The sequence below is a fragment of the Pedobacter xixiisoli genome (assembly GCF_900215335.1).
GTDB lineage: Bacteria > Bacteroidota > Bacteroidia > Sphingobacteriales > Sphingobacteriaceae > Pedobacter > Pedobacter xixiisoli.
Map to the genome: position 1 here is coordinate 609,950 of NZ_OCMT01000001.1, position 22,773 is coordinate 632,722.

Sequence of the window (22,773 nt, forward strand, 5' to 3'; positions counted from 1 at the left end):
ATAAAATAGCACTTTATACTACGAAGCCAGCATTCTTAAGACTAGTCCTTATTCCGAAATACTTTTTTATGCAATCATTCAACAAAACTTGCCTCGCATTTGTTAAGGTGATATGACTTATCAAATCAATTTTAAAAACTGCCTTTTGCTGGTATTGTTAAGTGTTCTGTTTTCTTGTACATCAAATACTAAGCAAGAAACAGATGAAAAAGTTTTAACTTATGAAGACAGTGTGCCTTTATCTCCACCAAAAGCTTCAGCTACCGAAGCTAAGCTCACTACTGTGGAGCAAATTCAAAATGCCTACGGAGCAATTACTGCCGCTCATGAAAGTGGAAAATTAGATTCTACCTCTTTTAAGTACAATTGCAATGGAGAAAAAAGCGGCACAGTAACTTATTTTTCTCAAAATGGAGATTTGAAAATGATTGTTCACTCTTACGCTGAGTACGACCATAATGAAATGAAAGACCGCTATTACATTAAAGATGGTTCAGCTTTCTTCGCTCATCGTTGGAGCTTATCTTGGTCGTTTGATAGTGGGCCAGAAGGTGCTACAAAAGATAAAATTACTGAAGAAAGAATTTACCTTGCTGATGGGAAATCTATCAAGTGTTTAGAGAAAAAATATGAAATCCGTTTACATGCAGGAATAAATCCTAACCCTGCAGAGGTGGCTAATAAGGAGTTAAATTGTGAAAATGTAAAGCCTATAGATAAATCTTATCGCCTACTGGCTAAATATTGGAAAGCACCTGCACCTAATTGTTTGGAGAAATAATACATTTGGTTAGCACAAAATTGTCAATTTATTTTCTTTATCGGACTTAAATTGACGTTATTTGAATATAACCGAACAAACAATATGGGATTAGCCGCTAAAAGAGTGGTAGTTTTTGATGATGACCAAGACTTACTAACTATTTTTCGTTTTTTATTTGAAGACGCTGGATGCGTTGTAGAATCTTTTTCAAACTGTGATGATGTGGTAGCTAAAGTTAAGCAGGCTGCACCAGATTTGATTTTAATGGACAACTGGATTCCCAGTGTGGGCGGAGAAGTTGCCGTTAAATTGCTAAAAGCCGACCCTGATTTAAAGCGGATTCCGGTCATATATATATCCGCAAATAACGATGTGAAAGAAATTGCTGCTAGAGCAGGAGCTGATAGTTTTATGCCGAAGCCGTTCGAGTTTGACGACTTACTATCGATGGCAATAGAATTGGTAGATAAATCGTCACATCAATAGCAAAATATACCTTCATCCCCATCTATGATAGTTACAACGGCAAATACAGTAGATTTAGCTTTCCTGCAGGGAGGTGGTGATTCCGCACAGCTTATTCTAGCTGCAGATTGGAATTTATCTCCTTTGGGTATTCCGCAAAATTGGTCTAATGCTTTAAAGCAAGCCTTGTCTATGGTGCTGTTAAGTAATGTTCCGGCATTTGTTTGTTGGGGAGAAAGACATTTGCTTTTTTATAATGATGCTTTTAAACTTGCCTACCAACCCAATGAAATGGGGCAGCCTATTGAAAAGTGTTTAGCCGGTGATTGGACCTTATTTTCTAACTTAAATAGTGCTGAGTTTTTAGAAGATTTACAGGTAAATGTAAGTCCATTGAGAGATCACCTTGGCAACACTTGTGGTGTTTTAGGTATTGGACAAACTAAAAATAATACTTCTGCTGATAATATCATTAACGATAGAAAACAGCAAATCAATGAAATGGTTGCCAGTGCACCTTTTCCTATTGGAGTGTATGTAGGAAGAGAGATGAAAATTGCGCAAGCTAACGATGCAATTATTGCCGTTTGGGGCAAGGGAAATGATGTTATCGGTAAAAATTACCGTGAAATATTGCCCGAATTGGAAGCTCAATTAATTTATTCGCAGCTGGAGCATGTTTTTGATACAGGAATTCCTTTTCATGCCCGTAACCAGCAGATAGATTTGATGGTTGATGGAGAGCTCAAAACCTCTTATTTCAATTACAGTTTCACACCACTGCACGATATCCACGGAAATATCTATGGGGTAATGAGTACCGCTGCTGATGTTACCGATTTAGTGGTGGTAAAACAGCAGATAGAAAACAGTGGCAATGAATTCCGCAATATGATTGCTCAGGCACCGGTTGCCATGTGTTTGTTGCTAGGACCATTGCATAAGGTAGCCTTATCTAACGCTTCTATGTTGGAAGTTTGGGATAGAAATCATGACGAAGTAATCGGTAAACCACTTTTTGAAGTGTTGCCAGATACTTGGGAAAAGGGATTAGCCGAAGATCTGAAGAAAGTTTACGAAACTGGAAAAACTTACCAAGCCACAGAAAGACCCATAATTCTCAATCATGATGGTGAAGCTAAAGTTTTCTATTTGAATTTTGTTTGTAAAGCTTACCGAGGGGTAGATGGAGAAATTTTGGGAATGTTAGCGATCTCTGTAGATGTAACTGACCAAGTTTTAGCTCGTAGGGAATTAGAAAGAGCATACGAGCAAACTAAATTAGCTAAAGAAGCAGGACAGTTGGGGACCTTCGATTTAGATGTAGTTAATAATGTTTTGCAATGGGATTCGCGTTGTAGAGAATTATTTGGTGCAGCGCAGCAAGGTGAAGTTAATTACGAAAGAGATTTTGTGCAGGGACTTCATATCGATGACCGTGATAGAATTACAAAAATTGTAGAGCAAACACTTTACGAAGGACTGGGCGGCGGCGAATATGATGTATTGTTTCGTACAATAGGTCCAAATACAGAGAAATTAAGATGGGTACGTGCCAAGGGAAAAGTATATTTTGATGAAAAAGGAAAGCCATCACGTTTTATAGGTACTGTTCTGGATGTTACCGATCAGCAATACGCAGAATTAAGAGTTCGTGAAGTTGCCGAAAAACAGGCCAGGTTAGCAGCTATCGTCAATTCTTCTGACGATATCATTATCAGTAAGCAATTAGATGGAACTATAACCAGCTGGAATGGAGCTGCAGAACGTAAGTTTGGCTACAGCGCAGATGAGGCTATTGGAAAACATATCTCTTTGGTTATTCCAAAAAATAGGCTAGATGAGGAAGATTATATCATTTCTCAAATACGTAAAGGAAATAATGTAGACCATTTTGATACTGTAAGATTAGCAAAAGATGGTACTGAATTGCAGTTGTCTATTACCGTTTCTCCTATTGTAGATATAAATAGAAAGGTAATTGGTGCTTCTAAAATTGCTAGGGATATTAGTGCCCAAGTAGACGCTAGAGCGGCTACTTTACGGTATACCGAACGTTTGGAAGTAATGAATATGGTGAGTAATGCCATTTCAGAAGAGTTAGACCTCAACAGTATTTTACAGAAAGTAACTGATGCATCTACTGAATTGACTGGGGCTAAGTTTGGTGCTTTTTTCTACAACAGAACAGATGAAAATGGCGATTCATATTTGTTGTATACACTTTCTGGAGCTTCTAAAGAGGCTTTTGAGCAGTTTGGTATGCCCAGAGATACCGCTGTTTTTCATCCTACTTTTGCAGGAGAAGGTGTAGTAAGAGTAGATGATATTACCCAAGACCCTCGTTACGGAAAAAACCGTCCGTACCGTGGTATGCCAAAGGGACATTTGCCGGTAGTTAGTTACTTGGCAGTTCCAGTGATTTCACGTTCTGGAAAAGTGATTGGAGGCTTGTTTTTTGGTCACCCAGAACCAGCTAGATTTACCGCAGAACACGAGAGTTTGGTGGTTGCTATTGCTAGCCAGGCAGCCATTGGTGTTGATAATGCGATGCTTTACGAGAAAGTATTAGAACTTAACGATAAAAAAGACGAGTTTATTGGTTTGGCAAGTCACGAACTGAAAACACCGCTGGCAAGTATCAATGGTTATTTGCAAATTCTTAATCGTTTGGTGAAAGACCTTTCTGCACAAAAATTTTTAGGTAAAGCGTCTTTGCAAGTAAGAAAAATAACATCCTTAGTTAACGACTTACTAGATGTTTCTAAAATTGAAGCAGGTAAATTAAAGCTTACTATCTCCAGTTTTGACCTTAAAACTGTAGTGGAAGATGCAGTAGAGCTGATTAAAAACACCACCCAAGATTACGAAATTGTACTTTTGGATGCGCCAGACTTATGCATGGTAGAAGGAGATGGCCAACGGATTGAACAAGTGGTGATTAACCTACTATCCAACGCAATAAAATATTCTCCAGGTACCAATAAAATAGAAGTAAAATTATCGCAAGTAAAGGACGAAGTTTTAGTAGGCATTACCGACTTTGGATTAGGAATTGCCGCAGACAAAATCAAGAATCTTTTTTCGCGTTTTTATCGTGTAGATGAAGCAACGCCAAATATTTCTGGTCTAGGCATTGGCTTATATTTGTCGCATGAAATTATTTCGAGGCACAAAGGTAAAATTTGGGTAGACTCCGAATTGGGAAAGGGCAGTACGTTCTGGTTTTCGTTACCTTGTGTTGCTTCCAACTAATTTCCTTTGTTTCTATTCCTGAAAAATTATCTTATTTAAAAATGAGTTATCATGGCTTTTTGTAGTCATCAAAGCATTTTTATCAGATTTTAAACCTCTTTAATCAATTTTTGAACTCGCTACACTTGGGGCATTTTTATGTTTGTGTTAGCTAATGCAGCTTTAAAAGGCGATTAGCGCTAACTAAATATAAATTGTTAAACCAAAGGCTACAACAGAAACTCTTCTGTTATGGCTCAAAAACTAACCAAGTTATGAAAGGAGTTATACTTCAAGCAGTTTTCCTGTTGTTATGCTGTGCTCAGATAAGAGCTCAAAACAGAACAATTACAGGTAGAGTTGTTGATGCCGAAAAGGAAGTGCTTGTAGGGGTTACCGTTACCGTTAAAGGAACCCAAACACAAGTACAGACCGATTCGGACGGAAGATTTAAAATCAGTATTCCAACCAGTGGTAGCATTACCATTGTAGCACGTTACCTAGGCTACAAACCAGCAGAAACAGTTGTTACCAATCAAAAAGATTTAAGTATTACCTTATTAGAAGATGAAGCCTCCATGCTGAAAGAAGTACAGGTAGTAAACATCGGTTATGCAACAGTTTCCAAAGATGCGGTAACGGGTTCGGTATCTTCGGTAAGTGCCAGAGATTTGAAAGATTTTCCAGTGGCAACAGCTGCAGAAGCCTTAGCTGGAAAGTTAGCGGGAGTTTCGGTAATCGCATCAGAAGGTAAGCCTGGTGCAGAAATAACCATCAGAGTAAGGGGCGGTGGGTCAATTACAGGTGATAATTCACCACTATATATAGTAGATGGCGTACAAGTTGAAAATGCGTTATCGGTAATTTCACCGCAAGAGATACAATCCATAGATGTGTTAAAAGATGTAGCTTCTACAGCTATTTACGGCGCTAGGGGAGCCAATGGTGTGGTCATCATTACTACTAAATCTGGAAAAAATGCAAGGACAACTGTTTCTCTTAATGTTTTTGGAGGTGTACGCAAAATTACCAACCAACTAGATGTGATGTTGCCTTATGATTTTGTAATGTACCAATATCAATTGTACAATAACAACACAGACCAAACAACTAAAGATGGATTTGTAAAAACATATGGCGCATTTGATGATTTGGATATCTACAAAAATATTCCTTTTAGCGATTGGCAAGATAGAGTATTTGGTCAGGATGCTTGGTCACATACAGAAAACTTAACCATTACGGGCGGCTCAAAAACTTCTAATTATAACTTAAACGTTAATAATTATAAGGAAAACGGAATTATGCTCAATTCTGGAGCTAAAAGAACCTATATGTCGTTTCGTTTTGATAATACCGCTTCCGATAAATTTCGTGTTGGTTTTAATGCGAGATACAGTCGCCAACTGGTTTGGGGCGCAGGGACATCAAATTCGGGTTCGCAAAGTAACAACAGTTTAAGAAATGCGGTGCGTTATCGTCCTTACGATGAACCAGGACAGGAAACATTTGTAGATGATTTTGACCCAAATTATGCACAGCAAACCAATTTAATTAATCCTGTGCTGGGGGCTGCTTCGGTAACCAAGAACGATTATAACAATCAATTTATTACCAGCGGATATGCACAATATTCTTTTGTTAAAGGCTTAACACTGAGAACCCTAGTAGGTGTAACAGTTACCGACAGAAGAAACGACCAATACAACAGTTCAGTAACTGGTATTGCTCGCCAAAATTCGAATTTGCCTGTGGTAAGTTTAGCAAATGGTTCAACCTTAGCTATAATTAACACAAACACTTTAGCTTATGATTTTAAGATCAATAAAGATCATAGCTTTAACTTTTTAGTTGGTCAAGAAATCAACCAAAGTAAAGTACGCAATTATGGTGCTACCATTAAATGGTTGCCTGTAGATTTAACTCCAGAACAAGCTTTAGCAGGTATACAGAAAGCTACGCCACCAAATGGAGCAGTACAAGATGCACCTACAACTTCAGAAGGCCAAACAAGATTGTTCTCTTTGTTCGGACGAGCTTCCTATAACTACAAAGATCGTTATTTAGCTTCTTTTATAATTAGAAATGATGCTTCGTCTTTATTCGCAAATGGTTATAGATCTGCGATGTTTCCATCTGGGCAAGTAGCTTGGAGGGTTAGTAGGGAAGATTTCTTTAAAAAACTTGACCTTAATTGGTTTAACGATTTTAAAATTAGGGCTAGTTACGGTGCAGGTGGTAACAATAGAATTAATGCAGACCAATGGACTACACTTTTTTTGGGCGGAAGTAACTACGGTTATGCAGTGGGCGATGCCGTTACACCAGGTTTTGCACCAAATGTATTGCCTAATCCAATAATTAGATGGGAAACTACTATTTCTAGAAATTTGGGGTTAGATTTTGCTTTTTTCAAAAATCGCTTAAATGCTACCATAGATTTCTATAGTAACAATACTAAAGATCTTTTGCTTACTGCTAAAGTTCCGCCAACTACAGGCTGGGATAGCCAACAACAAAACATTGGCAAGACTTCAAATAAAGGTATAGAAGTGCAGTTAAGTGGTTTGGCAGTAGAAAACAAAAATTTCAGCTATAATATCAGTGCCAACGTTGCTTTTAACAAAAATAACATTGTAAGCTTAGGTTTGGATCAGTACGGTAATCCAAACAATTCTTATCCCGCATCATCGGGAGGTATCAACGGATTAGATTTCTTGGTGCAAGTAGGCGGTCCGGTAGGCCAGTACTATGGTTATATAAGTGATGGAAGATATGAAATTAAAGATTTTGATGTAACCTATAATGCTACAGCTAATACCTATTCATATAAACTAAAACCAGGTATTCCTAATTCTAGAGAGGTGGCGTTGGGCAGTAAGGATCCACAACCAGGAGATATGAAATTGAAGAAGCTTTCTAATACAGCTGGCGATTTGATTACAGAAGCGGATAAAACCGTCTTGGGAAATGCTTTTCCATCGTTTGCCGGTGGTATTAACCAACAATTTCGCTACAAAAATTTTGATTTAAGTGTATTTATGAACTTTTCGGTAGGTAACGAAACCTATAATGCTAACAAAACTGAATTCACTGGTCAATATCTTTACAAAGACAATAACATGTTGGCTGATGTAGCTAATAGATGGAGATGGTTTGATGATAAGGGGCAGAAGGTAACAGAACCAAATCAGTTGGCCGAAATGAATAAAAATACATCATTTTGGACACCAGCTGGAGGACAATACATTCTTACCTCTTATGCCATAGAAGACGGATCATTCTTGCGTATCAGTAACATCACTTTAGGCTATTCACTTCCACAAAGCTTGCTGAACAGAACCAAAGTGTTTTCTAGGTTTCGTGTTTATGCCACGGTTAACAACTTATACACCTTTACCAAATATTCTGGATATGACCCAGAAGCCAATACACGCCGTAGCCCTCTTACTCCAGGTGTAGATTACGCCGCTTATCCAAGAAGCCGTTTCTTGTTAGCAGGATTAGAAGTGAGTTTTTAACCAAAAGTTAATTGAAAATGAAATCGATTTATAAAATATCATTTGTGTTATTGCTTACAGTTGTAGGTAGTTCATGTAAAAAATATTTAGAGTTGGAAAACCCGTCAACCATCTCATTTAATGCAACATTCGGTAGCGTATCTAATACCAATACTGCTATTATTGGCGTATACAATCTTTTGCCGGGAGACAATGGCATTACTAAAGAAGGAACTGTTTGGTCACTTTCTGCAGATGATTTTAAAACTTCTGGAAGTTACAGTGCTCAAGATCGTAGAGGTATCAGTATGTATGGTGCCAATAAGGAAAATGGCGAGCTCGAAGGCGGATTTAAGCAATTATATACGGGAATTGAAAGAGCAAATATTTGTATCAAAGGTATCCGTAGCTCAGATCTATATGCTGATGGCTCATCAAGCAAGGCACAGATGGGTAAATATTTGGGCGAAGCTTTGACACTTAGAGCTCTTTACTATTTTATCTTAGTTAGAAACTGGGGTAATGTGGTATCGCAATGGGAGCCTTCTGGCGATACTCAGGTATGGGATGTACCAGTTACTGCAGGAACTGAGATTTTAGACAAGTTGCTCGCTGATTTAAAGGAAGCAGAAGCTTTAGTGCCTTGGATAAAAGAGGGTTCGCCATTGGTAGCTGCTAAGCCAGAAGAATATGTGAGTTCTAGATGGACTAAAGGAGGGATAAAGGCGCTTAGAGCTCGTATAGCATTATTTAGAGGTGGCTATATGATGGATAAACAAAGCCATACTATGACCCGAAGTGCAGATTACAAAAAATACTATCAAATAGCATTAGATGAATGCAAGGATTTAATGCAAAATCGAAATTATCATACCTTAAATCCAGTGTATGAGAATATATTTAAGTCGTTACATACCTCTACTCGTATCGACACCCAAAACGAATTGATGTTTGAAGTTGGTGCTTACGGCGCTGGCTCTCGTACTGATACCAAATTGGGTTATTACAATGGTTTGCGTTTAAATGGAGCTTCTCGTTTTGGCCAAGGAGGTGGGGGTATCATGGCTATTGCTACATATTTTTATGAGTTTGACCAGTTATACGATGTAAGACGCGACGTAACTATTGGTTCTTACGAAATAGATGCCAACAACCAAAAGGTGATGAATACATTAAATAACATGACCGATGCCAAATTTAGAAAATCTTGGACTACACACACCGGACCAATTCAAACACTAGCCGTAAACTGGCCAGTAATTAGATTTGCTGACGTTCTTTTGATGTATGCCGAAGCTGATAACGAGGTTAATGGAGCACCGAGCGTTGAAGCTGTTGCCGCATTGAGAGAAGTAAGAGAAAGGGCTTACGCCGCTCGTCCTGATATGATACCTGTAATCCCAGCAGATTACACCGGTTTTTTTAACGCTATCGTGAAGGAGCGATTGTTAGAATTCGGCGGAGAGTCGATTAGAAAATACGATTTGATTCGTTGGAACATCATGGCTGCCAAGTTTGCAGAAACAAGGACAAAACTAAGGGAATTAATGAATGGAACAGGCGCTTACGCAAATGTGCCTCTAAATGTTTACAGTAAACCAGCAGCGTACAATCTAGTAACTTCTACGCAAGAGTTTGCTACTTTAGATACCTTTGGAGGTTCTCCTAATGTTACGTTATATCAACCCAATGCAGGTACCCCAGCCACTAATTCTGGTTATGTTACAAAAGCTTGGAGAGCCTCAATTAATGAGGAGTATATAACGGGAGGTTCTACCGGTTTTGCCACTTTCTTTGAGGCGAACAAGAAAGAGGTTTTTCCTTTCCACCAAAATGTATTGTTGTATAACACTAAAACTGAACAAAATTTCGGTTACTAAAATACTTTGCAATGAAGACAAAAATATTTTTTAAAAATGGATGGTATCTACTGCTGGCAGTAATTTTATCCACCGCAATTTATTCTTGCAAAAAGAGCGATCCTAACGAAGGATTAGAAGCTCCAAGAATTTTTAAACCTTCGGGTATCACCGTAAGAGCTGCCGAAACCTCTGCGAAAATTACTTGGACGGCCCCTTTGCTTACCTCTAATTTAAAGTTGAGCTACGCAGCAGAATTTTCGCAAGATTCTACCTTTGCAACATCCGAGTTTACCATGCAGGTAGATACTGCTGGTCTTACCGTTGGAGAAGAGAAAATAAAGGTTAGAAAGAAATACTATGTGAGAGTTAAGGCTTTATCCACAAATGGACAGCCAGAGTCTAATTGGATGGTAAGTAGGTCATTTACAATTACAGGAGAGCAATATTTTTTACCTCTTTACGAGCCGAAAGTACGTGAAACACAAGCTAGGTTTAATTGGATAAAAAGTTCTATTTTAAATAAGATTGTAATTACTAAGAAAGACGGGGCATCTACAGATCATGTGATTAATGGAAATGATGGCTTAACTGTAATTACAGGCCTCGAAGCTGGAACGGCTTATCAGGCAGAAATTTTTGAAGGAACTAAGAGCAAAGGATATCTAGAGTTTGCTACTCGGGCTGCAGTGACCTATCACGCAGTGTTAAACCCAGGAGATGATTTAGTTGCGGCTGTAACTGCTGCCCCAAATAATGCAATTATAGGTCTTAATCCAGGTACTTATAGTGCGGGTACAAGTAACTTTCAAATCGATCAAAAGTCCATTACGTTGAGGTCAATTTCTGGAGAGCCTACTAACACAAAAATTAACTTTAAAGAATTTGTGTTAAATGGCACAGGAGCCGGAATAAAGTTTGATGGGGTAGAACTCGATGGTGCTGCTTCGGCATCTCTTTACTTCCTAAACCTAGTAAGCGGAAATAACAATGCCGATGTTGCAAATTTTGAGCCCATATCTATCTACAATTGCATTGTACACAATGCTACCACAAGTCTTTTCCGTGCCAATAGGGGTGCTTCTGCAGGTTCTTATAAGATGGATAACATCACCATTAACTATTCGCTAATTTACGACATCGGCAGTACGTTAGGCTATCATTTCCTTCACTTGGATAAATTACAGTTTAATACATTGAATGTTAAAAATTCTACGCTTTACAATATTGGTAGAGCATTTTTAACGTGTTCTACAGTAATTCCTAGCAATAATGCAACTATTAACATCGATTACTGCACTTTCAATAATTTCGGAGCTAGTAATCATTACGCCCTAATGGATGCGGGCTCAAACCCTGTTAGGTTTAATTTTACAAACAACATCATTACAAACGTTCCTAGATCTGGAGCTACCGTAAATGCCGATGCTTTAAGAGCTACAGGCGCAGGTTCTGGAGTTGTATTTAGCAATAATAACGTCTTTAACTTTAAGGCCTCTGGCACTGGCGCCAACCTTAACTTTCCGAGTAACATTACGGTTCAGGCCAATAATCTATCCGAAAATCTTAATTGGGTATATACTACGGTAGATTTCAAGATTCCAAATCCTTCTCCATTGCGTACTGCAAGTACTAAAAGTTCTCCTATTGGAGATCCTAGGTGGATTTATTAATCACAACAAAATGGATATTCCTTTAAGCTGGGATATCCATTTTGTTTACATATTGTTGTACTATTTGAAAATCTAATGATGCATAGATTAAACATTTTAACATTGCTGTTCCTTTCTAATTTTACTTTTGCCCAAAAATTGGATAAAAAATATGCGCATCAACCCATCATCAGCCATATTTATACTGCAGATCCTTCTGCGCATGTGTTTAATGGTAAAATCTACATCTATCCATCGCATGATATTGCTACGGATAAGCCCAATACAAATGGCGACCATTTTGATATGCGAGATTACCATGTATTCAGTATGGATAGCATTGGGGGAAAAGTTATAGACCATGGCGTAGCGTTAGATTTAAAAGATGTGCCATGGGCCGATAGGCAATTGTGGGCGCCAGATGCAGCCGCAAAAAATGGTAAATATTATCTCTATTTTCCTGCTAAGGATAAAAATGGAATTTTTAGAATGGGAGTGGCGGTAAGTAAAAGTCCCGTTGGTCTGTTTAAAGCTCAGCCAAATTTTATCAAAGACAGTTTCAGTATCGATCCTTCTGTTTTTCAAGACGATGATGGTGAAAGCTATATGTACTTTGGCGGAATTTGGGGCGGTCAGCTCCAACAATGGGCTACAGGTACTTTTGATAAAAATGAAACAAGGAAAGAAGTAAGAGCTGCAAATGAAGTTGCTTTAACGGGCAAGATAGCAAAGCTGAAATCTAACATGTTGGAGTTCTCTGAAAAACCAAAAGATGTAGTGTTGTTAGATTCATTCGGCAAACCTCTTTTAACTGGCGATCAGGATAGACGATTTTTTGAAGGAGCTTGGGTGTTTAAACATCAGAACAAATACTACTTTACTTACTCCACAGGCAGTACGCACAAAATTGTTTATGCCATAGGAGATAATCCCTATGGACCATTTACCTACAAAGGCGTAGTACTAAACCCTGTTCAAGGTTGGACAACCCATCATTCTATTATTAACATTAAAGGTAATTTCTATCTGTTTTACCACGACACCGAGCTCTCAGGCAAAAGTCATTTAAGAAACGTAAAAATTGCGCCACTCCACATCTCTGAAAGTGGTGTAATTCAAACTGTAAATCCATTTATAAAGTAAATTAGGCAAAACCGATTTCGCCTTCAATTAACGTAGATGAAAAAAATATCACTCCTTGTAGCCCTAGGTGCAAACCTGTTGTTGTCGTCTGTAACAGCAAAAGCACAAACTTACAAATACCCGTTTCAAAACCCCGAATTATCGTTTCAACAACGGGTAGATGATTTGGTAGGTCGTTTAACCTTGGAAGAAAAAGTAGCGCAAATGGTAAGTAGTGCTCCTGCCATTCCCCGCCTACAAATCCCGATGTACGATTGGTGGAACGAAACCCTGCATGGCGTTGCTCGTACACCATTTCCAGTAACCGTTTTTCCGCAGGCTATTGGCATGGCAGCTACTTTTAATAAAGATGCCTTGTTTAAAATGGCCGATTATTCTGCTTTAGAAGGTAGGGCGATTTATAATAAAGTATTGGCTACAAATAAACAAGGTAAACGCTATTTAGGTTTAACCTATTGGACACCAAATGTGAATATCTTCCGTGACCCACGTTGGGGCAGAGGACAAGAAACTTACGGCGAAGATCCGTACTTAACGTCCATGCTGGGCGATGCTTTTGTGAAAGGTTTGCAGGGCGATGACCCGAAATATCTAAAAGCAGCAGCTTGCGCTAAACATTATGCAGTACACAGTGGTCCAGAACCTTTGCGCCACCATTTTGATATTGATGTTTCTGCTTACGATTTATGGGATACTTACTTGCCCGCTTTTAAAAAGCTGGTAATTGATTCGAAAGTTGCAGGTGTAATGTGTGCCTACAATGCTTTTAGAACTCAGCCTTGCTGCGGTAGCGATATTTTAATGAATGATATTTTACGCAACCAATGGGGCTTTAAAGGTTATGTAACTTCAGATTGTGCCGGTATAGAAGATTTCTTTACCAAACATAAAACTCATCCCGATGCAGAATCTGCTTCTATTGATGCGGTAATGCATGGCACTGACGTAGAATGTGGTAAAGGAGTTTATCTTTCGTTGGTGGAGGCTGTGAAAAACAAGAAAATTGCAGAAAGCCAAATCGATGTTTCGGTGAAGCGCTTGTTCATGATTAGGTTCCAATTAGGCTTATTTGACCCAGTGGAAATGGTGAAATACGCACAAACACCGGTATCGGTTTTAGAAAGCAAGGAACATAAAGATCACGCTTTGTTGATGGCCCGTCAATCTATGGTGTTGTTGAAAAATGACGGGCTACTGCCGTTGAGCAAAAATCTAAAAAAGATTGTCGTACTTGGTCCAAACGCTGATAACGCCATTTCTATTTTAGGGAACTACAATGGAAATCCTTCCAAATTGTCTACAGTTGTGCAAGGAATTAAAGATAAGTTAGGCGCAAATACCGAAGTGGTTTACGAACAGGCCATCACTTTTACTTCCGATGAATTGTTGGATTACAAAAGTGTGAAAGGAACTTTTTCTTTCGAAGGAAAAAACGGTTATAAAGCCGATTATTTTAATAATATCGAATTAAAAGGAGAGCCAACAGGTACAAGACAACAAGATAATATCAACCATAACTGGCAAGAAGGCGAAGAGGTAATTAAAAACTTAATTGCGCAAAATTTTTCCGCCCGTTATAAAACTACTTTCAAATCCGATATAGACCAAAGTTTATCCTTAGAATTAGAAGCAGATAATGGTGCCAAATTGTATGTGGATGGAAAGTTAGTGATTGACAATTGGGCGACTAGAAAACGAGAATTGAAACGTTACAAACTGGAAGTAAAGAAAGGCGTAAGTTATAATTTCGTGATAGAATACTGGCAAACAGATGCTACGGCTTCCTTAAAATTTAACATCGGTAACTACATCAAAACTGATTTCAACGCCATTGCTCAAAGACACAAAAATGCTGATGCCTTCGTGTTTGCTGGAGGTATTTCTCCGCAGTTAGAAGGCGAAGCAATGCGGGTAGAAGACCCAGGTTTTAACGGCGGCGACCGTACTTCTATCTTATTACCAAAAGTGCAAACAGAGTTGATGAAAGTGCTAAAATCTACTGGGAAACCAGTTGTTTTTGTGATGATGACCGGTAGCGCCATCGCCACACCTTGGGAATCGGAAAATATTCCAGCAATTTTAAATGCTTGGTATGGTGGGCAGGCTGCGGGAGCGGCAGTAGCTGATATTCTTTTTGGAGATTATAACCCTTCAGGTAAATTGCCAGTTACTTTCTATAAAAGTGATGCCGATTTAACAGATTTTTCTGATTACAAGATGGATAATCGTACCTACAGATATTTCGATGGCAAGCCGCTTTACGGTTTTGGTTATGGTTTAAGCTACACTAATTTCAAATACGATTTACTTAAATTACCAGAAATAGCAGCTAAAGGAAAAGAGATTGAAATTAGCGTAAGAGTTACCAATGCTGGAAAATTATCAGGAGAGGATGTAGCTCAAGTATACGCCATAAATAAAAATACAACCATTAAAACTTCTTTAAAATCACTTAAAGGTTTCGAGCGAGTTTCATTGAAAGCTGGCGAAAGCAAAATCTTAAAATTTAAAATAGCTGCAGAAGATTTAACTTTTGTAACTGCTAAAGGTGAAGTTCAACCCATTGTTGGTGCTTTAGAAATTAGCGTTGGCGGCGGCCAGCCTGATGAACCCAATGCTACTACCAGCAACATCGTTAAAGGTTTATTGCAAATTCGATAGTTCTTTAGACAACCATTATTTGATGGGAGTTACTCAAAAAGTAGCTCCCATTGTATTTTGTACCGATTGCATTGATTTGTATTTAGTTTTTTATTTATGAAAATGATTAAGTACTTTAGCCTAGCTTATCCATAGCAAAAGGCATTTTTTGCCTCTTTAACCAAATATGTAACCAGTAAAATTCTTTACCTCAGAATGTACAGCAGGCTTTGTTTATTCATGTTTTTGTACTTGCTAAGTTTTGCAGCTTATGCACAAAATAATACAAAACATGTACGTTACACTACTGCTAATGGTCTTTCAGATAACCGTATCACCACAATTATTAAAGATAGAGATGGTTTTATGTGGTTCGGTACTTGGGTAGGTATTAGTCGTTTCGATGGTTATCGCTTTTCCATTTTTAAGTCTTATCCGGGAGACCATTCTCCATTAAAAAATAACCGAATAGATGATATAGTAGAGGATAAAACAACTGGAGATTTATGGATAAAAGCTTACGATTCGCAAGTTTATAGATTTGATAAAAAGCTGGGAGTATTTAGCGCACTATCTGATTTATTGAAGCAGGAAGCTGTTAAGAATGTAGTTTTTACGAAAATGCTACTGGTGGACAACAACACCATTTGGCTGGAAACAGATAACGCTGGAATTTTCTTGGTCAATAATTCTTCGAGCGCTAATCCAAGTTTAATTAAGTTTTCTGCAAGTGCTAATCTACGTTTGCCAAGTAACAATATTACAAGTTTCAAGATTGATGAAAATAAGAAAGTATGGATTGGAACAAACAAAGGTTTGCGTGTTTTTTTACCAAACAGAAACAAAGGATATGAACCTAAAAACATTCCTTCTACATTAAAAAATGAAACAATTTCTTCAGTTGTAGAAGGAAATACCAAGTATTGGATAACTAACCAAAAGGGTATTCTTTTCGGGATAGATAAAACAACCTTAGCGTTTAAAAGCTTTCAGGTCACCAGTTCTGCTATTCATTATGCTTGGTATTCTAAAAAATATGATAAGGTATATTGCACCACAGCCAAGGGCGAATTAATAGCCGTAAGCAACACGGGGAGCATTGAGTACCTAGCTAAAATGACTGATGATTCTGCTCTTTTTGCAGCTTTCGAAGACGCAGATGGTACCTTATGGATAGAATCTCAAAACTACGGTATAGTAAAGTTTGACATAGCTACCAAACAATTATCATATTTATTGCATCGAGGCAATTATCCTTTCAAACCAAAAATCTGGAATTCTACCATTTTTCAAGATAAAAATGGAACAGTTTGGATCAACCTAAAAGAAAAAGGCTTACTTTTCTACGATAAAAGCACTAAAAGTTTAAAAGTATTTTCTAATCGTTCGGAAGCGGCAAGTAAGGAACTTTCCAATAACATCATCAGGTGCTTTTATGACCCATCTGGAGTAATGTGGATGGGGTCGGGATTTGATGGCGTGGAGAAAATCGTATTTCAAGAAAGTAATTTTACGCAATTCGTTCCTAAACCTTTAAGCACGTTACGTTCTGAAAATGAAGTGCGTGGTATTTATTCGGATAGAAATAATAGGCTTTGGTTGGGTACCAAAGATGGGCAACTTCACATCACTAAAGACAATAAAAGAATTGCCAATATCTTCCTTAACCAGCCCGAAAAGCATGCGGGCGTGTACAGTATTACCGAAGATTGGAAAGGTAATGTGTGGTTGGGAACCAAACCCAGTGGATTGATGAAAGCCCAGCCAGTTGATGCAATACACAGCAAATACCATTTTACCGAGTTTGCTCTCGATTACAGCGGGCCAACTGAAGGTAAACCGCGTAGGTCTATTTACAGCTTATTGGAAGATAACCAACGAAGATTATGGGCTGGAACCTTTGGGGATGGCTTGGTTCAAATTGTGGAAGAAAAAGGAAAAGTCAGTTATAAAACCATTTATAATGCTATTTTAAAATATCCGAAGGGGAATTTTATTAGAATACGCCATTTGGCGGAAGATGCTAAAGGGAGAATTTGGATTGGAACTACTGGAGGACTTTTAGTTTTTAATCCAGCTGGTAAATCTGAAAATTACACCTTTAAAGTTTATAAAAAAGAGCTGGGCAACATCAACAGTTTAGGTGGCGATGATGTACAGTACATATTCAAGGATTCCAAGAATAGAATGTGGGTATTAACTTCTGCGGGAGGTTTAAATTTAGCAGAGGGCAATGACCCTACAAAAGCTTTGACCTTTATTAATTATTCTACTAAAAATGGCTTGCCAAGCGATTGTCTGTTGGGCTGCTTAGAAGATAAACAGGGAAATCTGTGGTTGGCAACGCAAAATGGAATTTCGAAATTTGATGTTAATAACAAAAAGTTTCAAAATTTTAACCATAATGACGGCATTCATGATGCTACTCTTTCAGAAGCCTCATCTACAGTAAATAAAAATGGCGACTTTGTCTTCGGAACCACATTTGGCTATTTAAGTTTCAACCCCGAAAACGTAAAAGCCACCAAAGTTCCTGCAAAAATGGCATTTACGAATTTGCAGATTAACAGCGAAGACTTGGTTCCTGGAGAGAGTTCTGCACTTAAAGCGGATATTAATAACCTCAATGAACTAGAACTAGAACACAATCAGAATGGAATTAGTATCGAATTCGCAGTTTTAGACTACCGTTCAGTTGATAAGCAAAATTTCTCTTACCGCTTAAAAGGTTTTGATGATGTTTGGCGAAATACTGATGGCCAGCGTAGAGCTACTTACACCAATTTGCCACCAGGCGATTACGTTTTTGAAGTTCGAAGCTTAAACGATGAACTTTACGATCAACTACCGTTCAAATCCATACCAATAACCATTTTACCTCCATTTTGGAAAACATGGTGGGCTTATCTAGCCTATCTAATTTTACTAACAGCTATTTTTGTCGCGATACGCAGAGTAGTAATTACAGTGCTGAAACTAAGACAAAGTGTTGAAGTAGAAAAACGTCTGGCAGAATTGAAATTGAATTTCTTTACCCAAATTTCTCATGAACTTCGTACGCCGTTAACACTAATTATGAACCCAAGTGAGGAAGTGTTACAGAACGAAAATCTTACGCCGAAAGGTAAAGAATATATGAGCATTGTAGTGAAAAATGCTAGCAGAATGGTAAAATTGGTTAATCAGGTGCTAGATTTGAGAAAGGTGCAAAGTGGAAAAGCTACCTTAAAAATTACGGAGATTAACGTGTATAGTTTCGTAGAGGAAATTCTACTATATTTTAAAGATGGCCTTGCACAAAAGAATATCAACGTGTTAATTAATAATGAGCGTCAGTTATTGCTTTGGGGCGACGCCGAAAAACTGGAAATCATTATCTATAATGTATTGGCCAATGCAATTAAGTTTTCTCCAGCGCATTCAAATATCCAGATTAATATAGTGGAGGTTGATGGTTGTATTAAAATAGATGTAATTGACGAAGGGCCCGGCGTTAAACATGCTGAGCTAGATGATATCTTTAAATTATATTATGAAGGTGGTAGCTCAAATGGAAAAAACGTTAAAGGAACTGGGATAGGCTTAGCCTTGTCTAAAGAACTGGTAGAACTTCATGAAGGGAAAATTACTGCCGCTAACCATTCTCCAAAAGGGCTGCGTATCAGCATCGAACTGAAATCCGGTAATTCGCATTTTAACGCAGAAAATGTTCACGTTTTCGAAGACGGATTTGATTCACCTGTTCAATATGATGTAGAACCAAAAAGTGAGATCGAAGTTAAGGAAGTATTTGAAGTAGAAAGCAAAGTTTTGCCTACAGTTTTAGTAGTTGAGGATAACCATGATTTGAGGAGTTTTCTGACCAATAAGCTAACCGAATACTACAAGGTAGAAAGTGCAAATAATGGCCTAATAGGTTTGCAAAAGGCTAAAGAATTGATTCCAGACCTTATTCTCTCGGATATTATGATGCCCGAAATGGATGGTGTAGAAATGTTAGACCAATTGAAAACCGACCCTACAACTAGTCATATACCAGTGATTCTGTTAACGGCAAAACATTCGATAGAAAGCCAAATTGAAGGGTTGAAATATGGTGCAGATTATTACCTGACCAAACCAATTAAAATGGAATTGCTACAAGTAGCAATGACCAATATTTTAAACAGGAGGAGGCAATTTGCACAATCTCTGATAGCTGGTGAAGTAGCAGAAGAAGAAGAAGTTAAAGAATCCTTTATTACAGCTTATGATAAGGAGTTTTTAGAAAAAATCATCCACATTGTGGAAGGGAAATTAGATGATGAAGAGTTTAATATTGACTACGTAGCCGATGCCATGGCAATGTCTCGTTCCGCATTCTTTAAAAAACTGAAAAGCTTAACCGATTTGGCTCCAGTAGAATTTGTAAGAGACTTACGACTTAGAAAGGCAAAGGAAATATTCGATGCTGGCGAAGAAAATATTTCTACAGTCGCCTATGCCATAGGTTTCAGTAATCCTAAATATTTCAGTACTTGTTTTAGAAGTAAATACAATCAAACTCCAAGTGAGTATTTAAAAAGTATCAGGCAGCGTAGGAAATGACCTCGAAAATTTTTGTCTGACCAAATTTTAAACCCATTTTATCAGTTTTTAAACTACTTAAATTTCCTTTACCAATACTTTTGAATAGCATTGGTTACTAAATGGGGTCTGTTTATATCCAAAATTGTTTAATGAATTAAGAGTTTAATATACCATTCTGGACTAATTGGTATGGAGATGCCAAGTTGTTCAAACATACAATAATGGTTATTAATTTGGTTATAGAATTTGCCCGTAGCAAGCGGGCAATTCTTTTAAATTTTTAATGTTTTTGATGAATAGATTAAACTATAACATATTTTTTTGTCTTTTTTTTATACTTTTAAATGGTTTCTCACTTTCGGCAAAAGTAGGTCGAATTGTGGTGTCGCAAGATGGTAGTGGTAATTATAAAACCATTAAAGAAGCCCTTGCTTCGGTTCCCGATAATAATCAAAAGGCAATTATCATTTACATTAAAAATGGCAATTACAAAGAGAAATTGGTTTTCGGTAAGCTGAAAACTAACATCGCTCTGATTGGAGAAGATGTAAATAAAACCATCATCACTTACGACGATTATGCTTCTAAAAAGGATGTAAATGGGAAAGATATTGGCACTTTTGGTTCATACACAGTTTCCATAGAATGCGATAATTTCATTGCAAGCAATATCACTTTCGAAAATTCTTCTGGCCCAGTAGGGCAGGCGGTGGCTGTGGCGGTTGGCGGCGATAAAGTAACTTTTAAAAATTGCAGATTTCTAGGTTCGCAGGATACTGTTTACACTTTTGGCAATACCAGTCGACAATATTTTTATAATTGCTATATCGAAGGTACGGTAGATTTTATTTTTGGTGCAGCTGTGGCAGTTTTTGAGCAATGTGAAATTTTCTGCAAAAGAGGTGGTTACATTACAGCTGCTTCAACCCCCGAAGGACAAGATTATGGCTACGTATTTTTAAATAGCAAGATTACGGGGATAGCGCCAGAAAATTCGGTGTATTTGGGAAGACCATGGCGACCATTTGCGAAGGTAGTTTTCATCAATACAGAAATGCCTGCGCTAATAAGGAAATTGGGCTGGCACAATTGGGGCAAAGTTACTAACGAACAAACTGCATTTTATGCAGAATATCAAAATAAAGGCGAAGGTTTTAAACCAGATGAGCGGGTAGCTTGGTCTAGGCAGTTAACAGCTACCGAAGCAAAATTGTACACACTAAAAGCCATCTTTAAAGATTGGGAACCTAAAAAATAAATTCCCTTTTAAGTGTTAAATAACCAAATATATGATGAGAACGGCAATAAATTTGTTGTTTGCAGGGATAATTGCTTTATCAGCATCAAACTTGTACGCACAAAAAAATCAACAGAAATATTCTTGGGACAATCTCCCAACAGCAGCATTACCAACTTTTAAAACAGATACGGTAAATATTACTCAATACGGTGCTAAACCCAATGGACAAACCTTAAATACCAAATACATTAATGATGCTATTTTAGCCTGCAGTAGAAAGGGAGGAGGTGTAGTTTTTGTGCCGGCTGGACTTTGGTTAACGGGACCAATAGTTCTGCAAAACAACGTGAATTTACATGTTAGTCGTAGTGCAATTTTGTTTTTTACCGATGATTTTAACCAATTTCCATTAGTAAAAGGCAATTACGAAGGTAAGCCACAAATGAGAAATCAATCTCCGGTCTCGGGAACTAACTTGAGCAATATAGCCATTACTGGCCAAGGCGTTATAGATGGCAACGGCGATGTGTGGCGCATGGTAAAGAAAGATGCATTAACCGAACCAGAATGGAAGGCAAAACTAGCCAGCGGAGGTTTGCTAAGTGATGATGGCAGGACTTGGTATCCATCTGAGAAGACAAAAAAAGCCCATGCTATGAAAGAACCTGGATTAATTACTTCAGATAAAACCAACATATTTTATAATGAGGTAAAAGATTTCTTGCGCCCCACTTTGGTGAATTTAACCCATTGTAAAAAGGTATTAATAGAAGGAGTAACTTTTCAAAACTCGCCAGCATGGGGTTTGCATTTGCTAATGAGTGAAGATTTGACGTTGAAAAACGTAACCGTTAAAAATCCAGATTATGCACAAAATGGAGATGGTTTGGATTTGGAATCCTGCAAAAATGTACTGATAGACGGTTGTACTTTTGACGTTGGTGATGATGGGATCTGTATTAAATCTGGTAAGGATGAAGAAGGCAGAAAACGAGGTATGCCAACAGAAAATGTGGTGATAAAAAACAGCTTTGTTTACAAAGGCCACGGAGGTTTTGTTATTGGTAGCGAAATGAGTGGCGGAGCAAGAAATATCTTCATTTCCGATTGTAGTTTCATGGGAACTGATAAAGGTTTACGTTTTAAAACTGCTCGCGGCAGGGGTGGAGTAGTAGAGAATATCTACATCAGAAACATTTTTATGAAGGATATTGTAGATGAAGCCATCTACTTTGATATGTATTATTATACTAAACCTCCAGCAAAAGGGGAGAAGGTGGTTGCTCCAAAAGTTTCGGTAGAAACACCTCGATTTCAGAATTTTTACATCAGCAATGTGGTTTGTAACGGTGCTAAAAAGGGTATTTTTGTAAGAGGATTGCCAGAAATGAGCATCAAAAACATATCAATTACTGATGTGCATTTGAAAAGCCAAAAGGCGATTGAAATTATAGAAGCAGAAAACATTGATTTGAAAAATATCACCGCTATTTCAACAGAAACAAAGCCTGTTGTTTATGTAGAAAATAGCCGGAATATCAAATTAGATGGCCTTTTGTACAGTACAAATTCTGATTTGCTTTTGCTCGTAAACGGCGAACGAACATCAGAAGTTAAATTGAGCAATACAGATATTAAAGTTGCCAAACAAAGAGTTAAATCTGAAAATGGAGCTAAAACTTCGGCTGTCACTTTTAAATAATTTAGA

General features: G+C 37.8%; 11 protein-coding genes. All 11 read left to right on the forward strand.

Translation table 11 applies throughout. The features are described 5' to 3' along the window. Positions 1-112 precede the first annotated feature (112 nt). The 11 genes from CRO54_RS02515 (at position 113) to CRO54_RS02565 (ending at position 22,767) form a co-directional block, all read left to right on the forward strand. A complete protein-coding gene (locus tag CRO54_RS02515) occupies positions 113-781 on the forward strand; it encodes a hypothetical protein (protein WP_097128331.1) in 669 nt (222 codons plus the stop codon). Between the two features lie 84 nt (positions 782-865). Further along, positions 866-1,249: a response regulator gene (locus CRO54_RS02520; RefSeq protein ID WP_097128332.1), complete on the forward strand. Its 384-nt coding sequence runs from the start codon at positions 866-868 to the stop codon at positions 1,247-1,249. Positions 1,250-1,273: 24 nt separating this feature from the next. Further along, a complete protein-coding gene (locus CRO54_RS02525; RefSeq protein ID WP_097128335.1) occupies positions 1,274-4,483 on the forward strand; it encodes a PAS domain-containing sensor histidine kinase in 3,210 nt (1,069 codons plus the stop codon). A gap of 254 nt (positions 4,484-4,737) precedes the next feature. After that, positions 4,738-7,983 carry a SusC/RagA family TonB-linked outer membrane protein gene (locus tag CRO54_RS02530; protein WP_097129871.1) on the forward strand — a complete coding sequence of 1,082 codons (3,246 nt, stop codon included), beginning with the start codon at positions 4,738-4,740 and terminating at the stop codon, positions 7,981-7,983. Between the two features lie 17 nt (positions 7,984-8,000). Next, positions 8,001-9,842, forward strand: a complete 1,842-nt coding sequence (locus CRO54_RS02535; protein ID WP_097128337.1) for a RagB/SusD family nutrient uptake outer membrane protein — start codon at positions 8,001-8,003, stop codon at positions 9,840-9,842. An 11-nt stretch (positions 9,843-9,853) separates the two neighbouring features. Further along, a complete protein-coding gene (locus tag CRO54_RS02540) occupies positions 9,854-11,494 on the forward strand; it encodes a DUF4957 domain-containing protein (RefSeq protein WP_097128339.1) in 1,641 nt (546 codons plus the stop codon). Between the two features lie 78 nt (positions 11,495-11,572). After that, entirely contained in the window at positions 11,573-12,616 is a 1,044-nt protein-coding gene (locus tag CRO54_RS02545) for a glycoside hydrolase family 43 protein (protein WP_097128341.1), read from the forward strand. Between the two features lie 36 nt (positions 12,617-12,652). Further along, positions 12,653-15,277: a glycoside hydrolase family 3 C-terminal domain-containing protein gene (locus CRO54_RS02550; RefSeq protein WP_097128343.1), complete on the forward strand. Its 2,625-nt coding sequence runs from the start codon at positions 12,653-12,655 to the stop codon at positions 15,275-15,277. Positions 15,278-15,472: 195 nt separating this feature from the next. Further along, positions 15,473-19,843 (forward strand): hybrid sensor histidine kinase/response regulator transcription factor, encoded by a 4,371-nt coding sequence (locus CRO54_RS02555; RefSeq protein WP_097128344.1) that lies wholly within the window; start codon positions 15,473-15,475, stop codon positions 19,841-19,843. A gap of 274 nt (positions 19,844-20,117) precedes the next feature. Then, entirely contained in the window at positions 20,118-21,083 is a 966-nt protein-coding gene (locus CRO54_RS02560; protein ID WP_097129873.1) for a pectinesterase family protein, read from the forward strand. 34 nt (positions 21,084-21,117) lie between these two features. Beyond that, positions 21,118-22,767, forward strand: a complete 1,650-nt coding sequence (locus tag CRO54_RS02565; RefSeq protein ID WP_097128347.1) for a glycoside hydrolase family 28 protein — start codon at positions 21,118-21,120, stop codon at positions 22,765-22,767. Positions 22,768-22,773: the final 6 nt, after the last annotated feature.